This window comes from Pseudomonas sp. P129 (genome assembly GCF_020312195.1).
Taxonomy (GTDB): domain Bacteria; phylum Pseudomonadota; class Gammaproteobacteria; order Pseudomonadales; family Pseudomonadaceae; genus Aquipseudomonas; species Aquipseudomonas fragariae.
Genome location: NZ_JAGPYS010000006.1, coordinates 120,844 through 133,505, shown reverse-complemented (window position 1 = coordinate 133,505; position 12,662 = coordinate 120,844). Strand labels below are relative to the sequence as shown.

The 12,662-nt window shown below is 58.7% G+C and carries 13 protein-coding genes; 8 read left to right on the top strand and 5 right to left on the bottom strand.

The features are described 5' to 3' along the window. Positions 1-109 precede the first annotated feature (109 nt). On the top strand, positions 110-1,039 hold the full coding sequence (locus KBY02_RS16065; RefSeq protein ID WP_024659517.1) for a LysR substrate-binding domain-containing protein: 930 nt from the start codon (positions 110-112) through the stop codon (positions 1,037-1,039). 101 nt (positions 1,040-1,140) lie between these two features. Here the strand turns inward: KBY02_RS16065 and KBY02_RS16060 are convergent, their stop codons facing one another. Then, the gene (locus KBY02_RS16060; RefSeq protein WP_011267096.1) at positions 1,141-2,109 is read right to left on the bottom strand and encodes an LLM class oxidoreductase; all 969 of its coding nucleotides are present in this window, start codon (positions 2,107-2,109) and stop codon (positions 1,141-1,143) included. A gap of 298 nt (positions 2,110-2,407) precedes the next feature. Here KBY02_RS16060 and gvpU point away from each other — a divergent pair, with 298 nt between their 5' ends. The 6 genes from gvpU (at position 2,408) to KBY02_RS16030 (ending at position 9,384) form a co-directional block, all read left to right on the top strand. Beyond that, on the top strand, positions 2,408-2,890 hold the full coding sequence (gene gvpU / locus KBY02_RS16055) for a gas vesicle accessory protein GvpU (protein WP_010432140.1): 483 nt from the start codon (positions 2,408-2,410) through the stop codon (positions 2,888-2,890). Between the two features lie 313 nt (positions 2,891-3,203). Then, positions 3,204-4,895 carry an NAD-dependent malic enzyme gene (locus KBY02_RS16050; RefSeq protein ID WP_003409449.1) on the top strand — a complete coding sequence of 564 codons (1,692 nt, stop codon included), beginning with the start codon at positions 3,204-3,206 and terminating at the stop codon, positions 4,893-4,895. Between the two features lie 232 nt (positions 4,896-5,127). Next, on the top strand, positions 5,128-6,768 hold the full coding sequence (locus KBY02_RS16045; RefSeq protein WP_024659518.1) for a phosphoethanolamine transferase: 1,641 nt from the start codon (positions 5,128-5,130) through the stop codon (positions 6,766-6,768). Between the two features lie 189 nt (positions 6,769-6,957). Next, positions 6,958-8,091 (top strand): ribonuclease D, encoded by a 1,134-nt coding sequence (gene rnd / locus KBY02_RS16040; RefSeq protein WP_010432132.1) that lies wholly within the window; start codon positions 6,958-6,960, stop codon positions 8,089-8,091. Continuing rightward, the gene (locus KBY02_RS16035) at positions 8,088-8,381 is read left to right on the top strand and encodes a YcgL domain-containing protein (protein WP_003407219.1); all 294 of its coding nucleotides are present in this window, start codon (positions 8,088-8,090) and stop codon (positions 8,379-8,381) included. Before rnd ends, KBY02_RS16035 begins: the two co-directional genes overlap by 4 nt. Before the next feature lie 70 nt (positions 8,382-8,451). Further along, on the top strand, positions 8,452-9,384 hold the full coding sequence (locus KBY02_RS16030; RefSeq protein ID WP_024659519.1) for a D-2-hydroxyacid dehydrogenase: 933 nt from the start codon (positions 8,452-8,454) through the stop codon (positions 9,382-9,384). Positions 9,385-9,450: 66 nt separating this feature from the next. Here the strand turns inward: KBY02_RS16030 and KBY02_RS16025 are convergent, their stop codons facing one another. Then, entirely contained in the window at positions 9,451-10,044 is a 594-nt protein-coding gene (locus tag KBY02_RS16025; protein ID WP_011267101.1) for a nitroreductase family protein, read from the bottom strand. 210 nt (positions 10,045-10,254) lie between these two features. Here KBY02_RS16025 and KBY02_RS16020 point away from each other — a divergent pair, with 210 nt between their 5' ends. Then, the gene (locus KBY02_RS16020; RefSeq protein ID WP_003407229.1) at positions 10,255-10,704 is read left to right on the top strand and encodes a YcgN family cysteine cluster protein; all 450 of its coding nucleotides are present in this window, start codon (positions 10,255-10,257) and stop codon (positions 10,702-10,704) included. Positions 10,705-10,708: 4 nt separating this feature from the next. Here KBY02_RS16020 and KBY02_RS16015 read toward each other — a convergent pair whose 3' ends face one another. The 3 genes from KBY02_RS16015 to KBY02_RS16005 form a co-directional block, all read right to left on the bottom strand. Beyond that, a complete protein-coding gene (locus KBY02_RS16015) occupies positions 10,709-11,089 on the bottom strand; it encodes a DUF2892 domain-containing protein (protein WP_032656448.1) in 381 nt (126 codons plus the stop codon). A 105-nt stretch (positions 11,090-11,194) separates the two neighbouring features. After that, positions 11,195-11,695, bottom strand: coding sequence for an RNA methyltransferase (locus tag KBY02_RS16010; RefSeq protein WP_003317406.1), 501 nt, complete (start codon positions 11,693-11,695; stop codon positions 11,195-11,197). Between the two features lie 66 nt (positions 11,696-11,761). Continuing rightward, the gene (locus KBY02_RS16005; RefSeq protein WP_177410913.1) at positions 11,762-12,658 is read right to left on the bottom strand and encodes a copper resistance protein B; all 897 of its coding nucleotides are present in this window, start codon (positions 12,656-12,658) and stop codon (positions 11,762-11,764) included. Positions 12,659-12,662: the final 4 nt, after the last annotated feature.

Below are 12,662 nucleotides of genomic sequence, written 5' to 3'. Positions count from 1 at the left end.
TGAGGGTTAACGCCGAACAGGTTTTGACATAGTCTATTGGAGAAACAGCGTTTTATTTTTGCTGGTTTCTATCAAGTGAGTGGAATGGAATTCAATAATCGGAGTGTCTATGTTTTCGTCTGAGCGCCTCAAGGGTATCGATGTGTTCGTCATCGTCGCCGACATGGGCAGCTTCACGGCCGCAGCTGAACGGTTGAACCTGACCAACTCGGCGATCAGCAAGAGCATTGCGCGATTGGAAGGGCGTCTGCGCACCCGGTTGTTCCAGCGCACTACGCGTCGGCTGTCGCTCACCGAGGCAGGGGAAACCTTCTACCGTACCTGCACAACGGTCCTTTCGGATCTGGAGGAAGTCGAGATTGCGCTGACTTCGACCCAGACCGAGCCACAGGGCAAGGTGCGTATTGATTTGCCAGCTTCGTACGGGCGTTTACATGTCTTGCCGTTGATTCTTGATTTCATGAAGCAGCACCCCAGGCTGCAGCCCCATGTGTCTTTTTCCGATCGCTACGTCGACCCGGTGCACGAGGGCATCGATATCGTCGTCAGGATCGGTGGTTCAGATGCCTGGCCAGCCGCCATCGCTCACCAGTTTTTTGGAACGCAGAAGCTGATTTTTTGCGCGTCGCCCGAGTATGTGAACCAACATGGCGAGCCCAAAACGGTGTCAGACCTCGATGCTCACCAGTGCATCGGCTATGGGCAAAATGACGGTATGGCGATCCCCTGGTATTTCAAGGGTCGCCAACCAGGGGATATGGAGCGCAGGATCATGCATCCGCACATTGCCGTGGGAGACGGAGAGGGTGAGGTGATGGCGGTATTGGCGGGGCTTGGCATCGCTCAGCTACCGACCTGGCTGGTCCAGGTGCATCTGAACAGCGGCAGGCTGGTGGAGGTGCTGCCGGATCTTGCTACCGAAGGCCTTCCGATGAATCTTGTCTGGCTTCGGAGTCGCGAGGCGCTGCCAAAAGTCAGCGCTTTGGTCGCCTACCTGGGAGCCAATCTCACGCCTGCCGGGCGAGTTGAGCGGGCTTGAATAATCATTGAATCCGGGATGATCGCAAACCCGCTGACAACAGATCGCGCAACGCCGCGGCGTCGCCAAGTGCCCAGAAGCGCGAAGCTGTCCCTGTTTGCTCAGCCTGACGTGATCGAGAATTCGGGGAGGATGTGCTCCTGAAGTTCATCGATCAGCTCCAGAGAGGGGCGCCGCGTGGGCTTGAGGTTCAATGCAACATGATTGATCCCGGCTTCGCGTTGCCGCGAGAAGAAGTCTTTCAGCGCCTTTCGACCGCCCCGCAGCATCCGCCCCGTTTGTAGCGGCGCGTCAGGATTGGTGTCGAGATCGAACATCGCGCCATAGCCGAAAGGGACGAATCCTCTGGAAGCGGTTGCCTCACGCCAATGCGGCACAGCCTCCGGCATGCGCAGCGCGTCGCCATGCCAGATCCAGGCATCTACATTGGCTGCAAGCCACTCCAGGCTCTGTCCAGCACGACCGATGGCAATGATAGGGACGCGTTGGGCTGCGGGTTTGGGGACCAGATCGATATCGCCCCGCAACTGGCCGAAATGCTGTGTCTTCAGGCGCGGAAATGACTCTGAAATCAGCGTTTTGATCAGCGTTAGCGCTTCCTGATAGCGTTCCGCTCGGCTGGCAAAGTCGACCCCGAAAGCCGGGTACTCTGTTGCCCGGTCACCCGAAGCCATGCCAGCGAGAAAGCGGCCTCCCAGGAGTTGGTCCGCCGTAGCGATCTGCTTGGCGGTGATAACCGGTTCTCGCAACGGGCTGACGATGCCTGCAGTGCCGATGGCGATTCTATGAGTGAGCGCTGCCAGCCAGCCCGCGTATACCAGCGGATCAAGGACCTGGCCGGTATCGCCAAATGACGGATCGTAAAACGGCACATCGCGCAGCCACAGCGCTGCAGCATCGCTCTGATCGAGGCGCTGCACGATCTCGGCCTGGTCCTCCAGACTGGGAAAAGGGCCGTCAGGATAGCCGCGCGCGGGCGAGATGAATCCGATGGTCAACTGATCAGGCTGGAATGTACCGCTGAACGCCGTATGGTTCTCCAGGCTGAGCGATTGATTGTTCTGAGTCATCGTTTTACTCCGTTTCGGAAATCGATCATTCGATTCTATAGATGACCTTTAGGCGGATCTCTGATCTTTTGGATCAGTCATTGTGAAAAAAAATCATCAATATGCTGTCTGCAATAGTTGAGCGAACGACTGGCTGCCCATGCAGATTACAAGCACTGACATCGTCCTCCTGCGAAATTACGTGGTTTTCATACCTACCCTTTGGCCATTCGCAAACTAATCCTGCCTCCCGGTTTCGCTTTCGCCCTTTCTGATCTATACCTTGGGTTCAACGTTTTGTGAGGCGAGGAGCTATCAGATGTCGGACGTAGATCAGGTACAAAAGTCGCAACCTTCTCCCAGCCAGAGCCATGATGACGTGATTGCTCAGTTCAAGTGGCAGGGCAAGCAGATCGATTGGTTGCTGCAATGGCTGGTCAAGTTTGTTGCCAACACCAAGGTGGAGATGGGCGTGACGTTGTCGGTGGGCGGGAATCTGGTTTCCGGGCATCTGATTTCTCACGATGCGTATTTCGAGCAGTTGGCCGACGATATCTCGGCACCGTTCAGTTCGTTCGCCAACGGCACTGACGCGACCATGAAAGAGATGATCCTGTCCTTCAAGCCCGGTGAGTCATCTGAAGACACCCCGGCCTTCCATTTCATTCACTTGAAGGACTGCCGCACCTATTCCACTGACGGCAACCCGATTTGTGATGCCGGTGTGCTGTGGCGGGGCCGGATCTCGGCAGTCGATGGGTTCACCATCGGGCTTATCGCTGAAAAGCCTGGCGCAGCCTGATCCCATGAAGCCCCGACGTCCGTCGGGGCTTTTTCAACCCGAGACCATGATGCCTTCCAGCGTGCCGACTGCACCGGCTGGTCATGGGATGCTGCGCCTGCAATAGCGTCACTTAGCCACTCTTTGCGCGACAAAATGTCGCAAGCCGCTGTCAGGCGAGTAATATGTTCGCCCTGACCTTATCTGCCGAATGGTTTTCGGCATGGCCTGATAGAGAGCTGGCGACAAGAAAAAACAACAAGAACTGAGCCAGGCTGCCCGCCCCGGTCGACGTAAAGAATTAATGAGTAGACGAAAAAGGCGATTAGAGAAAATGACCAAAACTTCGCGACCTTTGTACATTTCCTATGCAGGACCCTCACTGCTGGAAATGCCCCTGCTGAACAAAGGCAGTGCCTTCACCCCGCAAGAGCGGGTCGAATTCAATCTGATTGGTCTCCTGCCGCAGAACGTAGAGACGATCGAAGAGCAAGTCACCCGGGTCTACAGCCAGTACAAACAGTGTGCGAGCGACCTGGACAAGCATATCTACCTGCGTTCGATCCAGGACAACAACGAAACCCTGTTTTTCCGTCTGCTCGACTCCCACCTGGACGAGATGCTGCCGATCATCTACACGCCGACGGTGGGGCAGGCCTGTCAGGAATTCTCCAAGATCTACCGCACGCATCGCGGCCTGTTCATTTCCTACCCCGAGCGTGACCGCATCGATGACATTTTGCGCAGCGCGACCAAGGATCGGATCAAGATCATTGTCGTGACCGACAGCGAGCGAATTCTCGGCCTGGGCGATCAGGGCATCGGCGGCATGGGCATTCCGATCGGCAAACTGTCGTTGTACACCGCTTGCGGCGGGATCAGCCCGGCGTACACGCTGCCGATCGTGCTGGATGTCGGCACCAACAATCGTGAGCTGCTGGACGACCCGATGTACATGGGCTGGCGTCACGAGCGGGTATCGGGCAAGGAATACGAAGACTTCATCGCGCTGTTCATCGACGCGGTGCAGCGTCGCTGGCCGGACGTGCTGTTGCAGTTCGAAGATTTCGCCCAGTCCAACGCCATGCCGCTGCTCGAAAAGTATCGCGACGAACTGTGCTGCTTCAACGATGACATCCAGGGCACCGCTTCGGTTGCCGTGGGTACGTTGCTGGCGGCCTGCAAGGCCAAGAATGAAACCCTCGGCCAGCAGAAGGTGGTGTTTGTCGGCGCCGGTTCGGCAGGCTGCGGGATCGCCGAGCACATCATCGCAGCGATGCGCATCGAAGGCCTGAGCGAAAGCGAAGCGCGCAAACGTATTTTCATGGTTGATCGTTTCGGCCTGTTGACCGAAGGCATGGACAACCTGCTCGACTTCCAGAAACGACTGGCGCAAAAGACCGCCGACGTGTCTGGCTGGACTGCCGGCTCGGAAGCCTTTCCGCAGTTGCTCGACGTGGTCACCCACGCCGGTGCCACAGTAATGATCGGCGTATCCGGGCAGCGCGGTCTGTTCACCGAGCAGGTGATTCGCGAACTGCACAAGCATTGTGCCAAACCCCTGGTCATGCCGCTGTCCAATCCGACGTCCAAAGTGGAAGCCACTCCGGAAGAAATCCTGCGCTGGACTGACGGCAATGCGCTGGTGGCCACCGGCAGTCCGTTTGCGCCAGTGGAAATCAACGGTCGCACGGTGCATATCGCCCAGTGCAACAACTCCTACATCTTTCCGGGCATCGGCCTCGGCGTGGTGGCCTGCAAGGCATCGCGCATCACTGACCGGATGCTCATGGCGGCGTCCAATGCGCTGGCCGAGTGCTCGCCGATGGTGACAGGGAAGGGCGATGCGGTGTTGCCGCCGCTCAAGGAAATCCAGCAGGTCAGCCGCAAGATCGCGTTGGCTGTGGCCAGGGAAGCGCAAGCCGAAGGGCTGGCGCTGGAAACTACCGAAGAGGCACTGCTTGAGGCCATCGAGCGTAATTTCTGGTTGCCGGGCTACCGGGCCTACCGCCGTCGCTCGGTCTGATCAGGCGCATTTGAAAGGATGACGTCTCCGCAAGCTTGCTTGCGGAGACACGCTGCTCTGCAAATGCGGTAATGCTGCAACGAATTTCTTTACAGTGAAATAAGCTTCATTCAACCCAATCCTCTCACCATTTTCACATAAAATTGATGATGCGCTGCCTACAGTGCGCGCCATCGGGGAGTTCACTGGCTCCTGAATGCCCGATGCATATTCATTCGATAAGCAGACCACGATGCCGACACCCAGAACTGTTCGTCCAGAAGTTGTAACCCTACTTGCCAGTGCGTTTCTGTTACTGGGTTTCAATATCAATCTCTGGCAGCATCTTTTCTCGATTACCAGCGCCGATAGTAAAGGGTTGGCCATGCGCTTTGCGTTTGGCTTGATGATTTTCTGCGTGTTCAATATCGTGCTGACGCTGTTGGCATTCCGTCGTGTGTTTAAACCGGTGTTGATCAGTCTGTTTATGATCAGCGCGGGGGTGGTTTATTTCATGACCGAATACGGGGTCATGATCGACGCCGGCATGTTTCGAAACTTCGCCGAAACCAACGTTACGGAAGTGCAGGGGCTGCTGTCTTTAAAACTGGCCTTGTATATCCTTCTGCTGGGCATAGTACCCTCGCTGATACTCTGGAAACTGCCGATCAGCTACCGTCGCTGGCACCTTGAACTGTTCAGCAAACTGCTGGTGACGGTTGCGTGCTGCGTGGCAATCGGCGGCGTTGCACTGGCCAATTACCAAGGGCTGTCGTCATTGTTCCGCAACCACCATGAGTTGCGCCTGATGGTGGTGCCAAGCAATTACATTGGTGCGTCGCTGGGCTATCTGAGTGAGCAGGTGCTCTCTGCAAGGCGCCCGTTCGTCAAGATCGGCGAGGACGCCAAACGTTCTGCTGATTGGGCCACGCATGCTCGCAAATCGTTGACCGTGCTGGTGGTCGGCGAAAGTGCCCGGGCCGAGAACTTCGGAATCCTTGGTTACGGCCGCAACACCACACCCAACCTGAACAAGGAAAGCGGGCTGGTGGCGTTTACCGATGTGTATTCCTGCGGCACCGAAACCGCCGTGTCGGTGCCCTGCATGTTCTCCAACATGGGGCGCAAGAATTACAACGCTACCCAGGCGCGCAATCAGGAAGGCTTGCTGGATGTACTGAAACGCGCGGGCATAGACGTGATATGGCGTGACAATCAGGCCGGCTGCAAAGGCACCTGTGATCGAGTGACCTTCCAGGACGTGAGCAATCTCAAGGACCCGCTGTTGTGCAACAACCATGAATGCCGGGACGAGATACTCTTGCAAAACCTGCAGACCTTTATCGACAGCCTCGACAAGGATACGGTGCTTGTTCTGCACCAGATGGGCAGCCACGGGCCTGAATACTACAAACGTTACCCAAAAGAGTTTGAAAAGTTTACCCCGGTGTGTGAAAGCAATGCGCTGAACAATTGCAGTCGGGACAGCATCGTCAATGCGTACGACAATACGTTGCTTTACACCGACCATGTACTGTCCACACTGATTGATCTTCTACGCGCCAATCAAAACAAGCTCGATACCGCCATGGTCTACCTGTCGGACCATGGCGAGTCGCTGGGCGAGTACAACCTGTTCCTGCACGGCACGCCTTATGTGCTGGCGCCTGATCAGCAAAAGCATGTGCCGATGATGATCTGGTTGTCCGATACCTATCAGAAGTCCTTTGCTGTCACGCCGGAGTGCCTGGCCAAACAGCGTAACGCACCGTTGAGTCAGGACAATCTTTTCCATTCCATGCTCGGCCTGCTGAAAGTCGACACCAAGGTCTATGACCCCAGTCTCGATATGTTTGCCGGATGCCGCAGCGAGTTGGCGGGCACCGACAAGTAACGACGCGCACGGTGTTCCGGGTATTGATCGTCCTCTCACGTTATGGGGACGATCATCGGCAGCGCGTTTGCCCGGCAGTCGCTGTTCCCGTCCGTCATTTGCATGAAGATGCGCCAGACCCGGACGACAGACGCGCGATAATCTCCCATGACGATATATACTGCGCGCCATTGTTGAAGGGAGAGCCATGTGGCCATCGATATTCACTGGATTCGCGACGACGACAGCCTCGCCCGGCATTGCGCACAATGGCAGTCACTGCCTTTCGTGGCGCTCGACACCGAGTTCATGCGGGTCGACACTTTTTATCCGATCGCCGCGCTGCTGCAGATCGGCGACGGGCAGAGCGCCTGGCTGATTGATCCGTTGCTGATCAACGACTGGCGGCCGCTGTCTGCGTTGCTCGAAAACCCCGACGTCATCAAAGTGGTGCATGCGTGCAGCGAAGACCTCGAGGTGTTGCTGCGCCTGACCGGCAGCCTGCCGGTTCCGCTGTTCGATACCCAGTTGGCAGCCGCCTACCTGAACCTCGGTTTTTCCATGGGCTACTCGCGCCTGGTGCAGGAGGTCCTCGACATCGACCTGCCCAAGGGCGAAACCCGTTCCGACTGGCTGCAACGCCCGTTGTCGGAAACGCAGATCAGCTACGCTGCCGAAGACGCCGTGCACCTGGCCGAGCTATTCACCATCCTGCGCCCGCGCTTGTCCGACGACAAATATGCCTGGCTGCTGGATGACGGTGCCGAACTGGTCGCCAACCTGCGCCGTGAGGTGGACCCGTACGAGGTGTATCGCGACGCCAAGCTGGCCTGGAAGCTGTCCCGCGCCCAGCTGGCGGTGCTGCGCGAGTTGTGTGCCTGGCGTGAGCGTGAGGCGCGCGCCCGTAATCTGCCGCGCAACCGTATCGTGCGTGAGCACTCGCTCTGGCCATTGGCCAAGACCCAGCCGGACAACCTCGGCGCGCTAGCGCGGATCGAGGACATGCACCCGCGTACGGTCCGTCATGACGGCGAGTTTCTGCTCGAGCTGATCAAGACCGCGAGCGTGTTGCCTCCCGAAGAGTGGCCACCTGCGTTGCCCGAGCCACTGCCCATTGATGCGGCCGGGTCGATCAAGCGTCTGCGCGCAATCGGCCAGCAATACGCCGAGCAACTGGACATGGCGCCGGAGCTGATGCTGCGCAAGAAGACCCTCGAAGCCCTGCTCAAGAGCGGCTACCCCGACGGTCCTTACCAATTGCCCGACTCGCTGCGTGGCTGGCGTCGCGAGTTGATGGGTCAGGCGCTGCTGGACAGCCTGGCCACCCCCGGAGAACCGTCTTGAAGCGCATCTGCTCGATTTATCGCAGCCCGAAAAGAAACGAGATGTACCTTTACGTTTTGAAAAGCGACGTCCTCAAGCGTGTGCCGCCAGAGCTGCTGGTGGCCTTCGGCAAGCCGGTTCATGCGTTCGATCTGGTGCTGAGCCCCGAGCGGGCGCTGTCGCGCGAAGATATCAATGTGGTGCTGGAGAACCTCGACAGCCAGGGCTATCACTTGCAGATGCCGCCGGCTGAAGACGATTACATCGAGCACCTGCCCGAAGAGCTGCTGCGCCGCAACGATCCCATGTAATCGTTGCTCACGTTGTAAAGCGGCCCACATCGACGTGGGTTGCCTGTCCTGTTTTTAAGGTTTTTGAAACATGCGCGTTCTGATTGCCGAGCACGATTACCACGTTTACACCCAATTGTTGCGCAAGGCTGCGCCTGATCTGGAAGTTTTCAGCACTGGCGATTCTGCCGAATTGTCGCGCATGGCCAGCGACTGCCCGGTCTGGCTGGGGCAGCCGGACCTGATGGCCAACCTGTTGCGGCAGGGGCACACGCCGCAATGGCTGCAATCCACCTGGGCGGGCATCACACCGCTGCTGGCTGACAGCCTGTCGCGCGACTATCGCCTGACCCGTGCAGTCGGGATTTTCGGTCAGGTCATGGCCGAATTCGTTTTGACCTACATGCTTGGCCATGAGCGCGAGGTGCTGGCGCGCCTGATGAGCCAGGTCGAGCGCAAGTGGGACAACCGCACCGGGCAGAGCCTGTCGGGCCGCAAGGCATTGATCGTCGGTGCCGGTGATATCGGTCAGCGCGTTGCCGAGTTCCTCCTGCCGTTCGGCGTGCAGGTGTACGGTGTGGCTTCCAGTGCGCGCACTCAGGAGCCGTTCATCGAAGTGACGGCGCTGTCAGACATGACGCGTCTGCTCGGCGAGATGGATTACGTCATCAACCTGCTGCCCAACACGCCCGAGACGCACGACCTGTACAACGCGAAGCTGTTCGCCAGCTTCAAGCCCACGGCGCTGTTTATCAACGTCGGACGCGGGGTGGCGGTCGTCGACGCAGATCTGGTCGAGGCGTTGAAGGAAGGGCATCTGGCTGGCGCGGTGATTGACGTCTGCCGTCAGGAGCCTTTGCCGCAGCGGCATCCGTTCTGGACTGCCTACGGTCTGCTGTTGACCGGTCACAGCTCGGCGCCTACCTCACCTGTGGCCATGACCGAGCTTTTCGTGCATAACCTCAGAGCTTTTCAGGCCGGAGAAACGCTGCGCGGCGAGGTCGATTTTTCGCGAGGTTACTGACGCCCTTGCCAGCGAGCCGACGTTTCAGGCGTCGGCTCGCTGGTATCGATCACCGCAAACAGTCGGTTACAGCGAAAAATCACCTTCGGCGGCCAGTTCTGCCAGCGGCTTGCGCGGGCTTGGCACTTCGCGGCCTTGCAGGTAGTCCGGCAGGGTCGATTTGTCACCCAGCTTGCCAATCGCGACGGCCGCGTGCACTGCGTAGCCCTCGGGAATATTCAACTCCTTGCGGGTCAGATCCTGATCGAAACCGGCCATGCCGTGGGTGTGCCAGCCGCTCAGGCTGGCCTGCAGTGCCAGGTAACCCCATGCCGAACCCGTGTCGAAGGTGTGCCATAGAGCCGGGCTCTCTTCGCTTGCGCCGGGGGCGACGAAGGTGGTCTTGGAAATGACGATCACCAAGGCCGCTGCGTGTTGCGCCCAACTGCGATTGAACTCGTTCAGCAAGCCCAGGTAACGCTCCCAGTTCGGCGTATCGCGACGTGCATAGAGAAAGCGCCAAGGCTGCGAGTTATACGCCGATGGCGCCCAGCGTGCGGCTTCGAAAAAGCTCAGCAAGGTTTCCTGGTCGATGCTTTGGCCGTTGAAGGCACGTGGCGACCAGCGTTCGGTGAATTGCGGGTCGATCGGGTGATCGGCGATGCGAGGGTTCGTGCTCATGAGAGTCCTTGATAGCGAAGGTTGAAAACGAGCGTGGCTTGATGGGCCGTGGTCGGCAGGCATCGCTTGAACGCACTGAAAACCCGTTAACGCTACTGTTTTGCCCTGTCGCTGACAAGTCCCGGCTACCGGCAGTCGCAAGTGCTTGGCCCGCACCCCGTGTACCTCTAGACTGGCGGCCTTTTCATTATCGATACCGTTGTCCGAACCATGGCCGCTAAAGTTGAACCCTTCTGGATGCGCAAGACCCTTGACCAGCTCGATACCCAGGAGTGGGAGTCTTTGTGCGATGGCTGTGGCCTGTGCTGCCTGCAGAAGCTTGAGGATGAGGAAGACAACGCGGTTTATTACACGCGAATTGCCTGCAAGCTGCTGGATCTGAAAACCTGCCAGTGTTCCGATTACGCAAACCGTCGTGCCTCGGTGCCCGATTGCATTCAGTTAACGCCCGGTCAGGCAGATGAGTTCAAATGGCTGCCACCGACCTGTGGCTATCGCCTGGTCAGCGAGGGCAAGGATCTGCCGCTCTGGCACCATCTGGTGTGTGGTGATCGCACGGCCGTGCATCACGAGCGTATCTCCCAGTCAGGTCGCATGCTCAGCGAGAACAATGTGGCCGAAGACGACTGGGAGGATTACCTGATTTTTCGCGCAGGTTGAACGCTTAAATGACCGGTTTTGGCTCGGTCAGCGCTTCCACGCCTTTGGCAGCCGCCGTCTTCACGGCATGTTCAGCGTCGTCCTTGAGGGTGTTCAGTTGCGCACCGGCACGTTCGATGGTCGAGCGTGCGCTCTGCAGATCGCTGCGGCCTTTTTCCATCAGGCTCTTGGCCGAGCAGTGACCACTGATGCCGCGTGCCAGCGCCGCGCCGCCGATGGCCAGTTGGATCAGGCCCAGAAAGCCGCCACGACGGACGCCTTTACCCATCAGCAGTACGCCGCCAGCCAGCGAGCCGATACGCTCCCAGCCCTGGACATTCTGCTCGGGTTTGCGTTGAAGCAGTTCAGGTGTGTCGATGCGTTCGATGATCGGGGTGTCGCGCATGATGGCTCTCCATGAGGTAGTAGGTCGGAGTTGGCAAATTGGAAGCAGTTGCTTGATTCACAGAAACTGACTGCCCATGCGCGACACAGGTTCAATGCTTTTCCGTCAGCGGTCGCTGGCCGGATCAATTTTCTCGCGACCGAACTGCGGACCCGAACGGGTATTGATACCTTTGGCCATGCGGTCATAGAGAACAACGTTGACGGTCGCCGCCAGATTCATGCAGCCCTCGGTCGGGATATAGACCACGTCTTCGCACCAGTCGCGAATCTCCTGATCCAGCGAGCCATCTTCCGGGCCGAAGATATACAGCGCGCGATCAGGGTGCGTGTATTCGGGCAATGCGCGGGCGCCGTCGACCAGTTCGACAGCCACCGGAATGCAACCCAGCGGCAGAATGCTTTTGAGGTCTTCGATGCCGATCAGCGGGATGTCCTGATGGATTTTCTTGGTGTCGGTGATGAAGTCCCGCGCGCGTTCATAGCGTTTACCGGTATAGAACACCGACGCCACGCCGTAACAGCCGGCCGCACGCATGACGGAGCCGACGTTTTCCGGGGACTTGGGGTTGTAAAGACCGATGCAGGCGTACCGTTTGTTGGCCACGGGGAGGGTGCTCTGAAGAAAACCGGGGATTATACGGCAGCCTCGGAGCAATACCATTGACTGTGTTCAGAACCACATGCGCACGCCGACCACCAGTCGCGCGTCCTGGGTGTCTTCGTCGTCCTCGCGCGCGTAATCGGCCGTCTTGCCGTAGGAGCGGTCCCAGCTCACCCCGACATAAGGGGCGAATTGCGGGGTGATCTCGTAGCGCAGTCTGAGGCCGAACTCGCTGGTCGACAGGCCCGAACCATTGCCGCGTTGCGGGTCGTTCTTGCCGTAGAAGTTCAGCTCCGCGGTGGGCTGCAGCACCAGATTGTTGGTCAGTTGGAGGTCGTAGTCGGCCTCCAGGCGAGCGGCGGTCTGTCCGGCTTCACCGATGAACGCGGTGGCCTCGATATCCAGGTCCGAAATGGCTTGGCCTTGCAGGCCGAAGGCGGCCCAGGTTTGCGGCGCGCCCGGTTTGAAATCCTGACGCGCTCCGGCGACCACGTCCCACCAAGGGCTGATCGAGTGGCCCCACAACGCCTGGATTTCCGCTTCTTCGGTCTTGCCGTTGGTTCGCTCACCTTCGGAGCGCAGCAACAGGCGGTCGATATCACCGCCAATCCAGCCGGACAAGTCCCAGGCCAGCGCGCTGCCGTCGTTGGCGTCCTGCCATTCCAGCTTGTCGGCCAGAAAGTAACTGTTGATGGCGCTGTCATGGACCTGATGGCCCGCGTGGCTGGTGTACACCGCAGCCCGGTCCGCGTCAGTGATCGGCGGGATCGGGGTTCGGCTCTGGTTGGGCGCAGCCTGTGTCGAGGGCGTGTCCTCGCTGTCGCCGGCGTCCATATGCATCGCATGGCTGTCGTGGCCCATGCCCTCCATTCCGGCGGCCAAGGTCGAGGCCCACGGCGTGGCGGTCAGCCCGGCGGCCAGCAACAGCATCGGCAGGCGGGGCGAATTCAGCGTTCTGCTCAACATCAAG

Excerpts from the sequence above, each read along its gene's own strand:
- KBY02_RS16065 (WP_024659517.1), top strand. The coding sequence starts at position 110 with ATGTTTTCGTCTGAGCGCCTCAAGGGTATCGATGTGTTCGTCATCGTC.
- KBY02_RS16060 (WP_011267096.1), bottom strand. The coding sequence starts at position 2,109 with ATGACTCAGAACAATCAATCGCTCAGCCTGGAGAACCATACGGCGTTC.
- gvpU (WP_010432140.1), top strand. The coding sequence starts at position 2,408 with ATGTCGGACGTAGATCAGGTACAAAAGTCGCAACCTTCTCCCAGCCAG.
- KBY02_RS16050 (WP_003409449.1), top strand. The coding sequence starts at position 3,204 with ATGACCAAAACTTCGCGACCTTTGTACATTTCCTATGCAGGACCCTCA.
- KBY02_RS16045 (WP_024659518.1), top strand. The coding sequence starts at position 5,128 with ATGCCGACACCCAGAACTGTTCGTCCAGAAGTTGTAACCCTACTTGCC.
- KBY02_RS16030 (WP_024659519.1), top strand. The coding sequence starts at position 8,452 with ATGCGCGTTCTGATTGCCGAGCACGATTACCACGTTTACACCCAATTG.
- KBY02_RS16025 (WP_011267101.1), bottom strand. The coding sequence starts at position 10,044 with ATGAGCACGAACCCTCGCATCGCCGATCACCCGATCGACCCGCAATTC.
- KBY02_RS16020 (WP_003407229.1), top strand. The coding sequence starts at position 10,255 with ATGGCCGCTAAAGTTGAACCCTTCTGGATGCGCAAGACCCTTGACCAG.
- KBY02_RS16015 (WP_032656448.1), bottom strand. The coding sequence starts at position 11,089 with ATGCGCGACACCCCGATCATCGAACGCATCGACACACCTGAACTGCTT.
- KBY02_RS16005 (WP_177410913.1), bottom strand. The coding sequence starts at position 12,658 with ATGTTGAGCAGAACGCTGAATTCGCCCCGCCTGCCGATGCTGTTGCTG.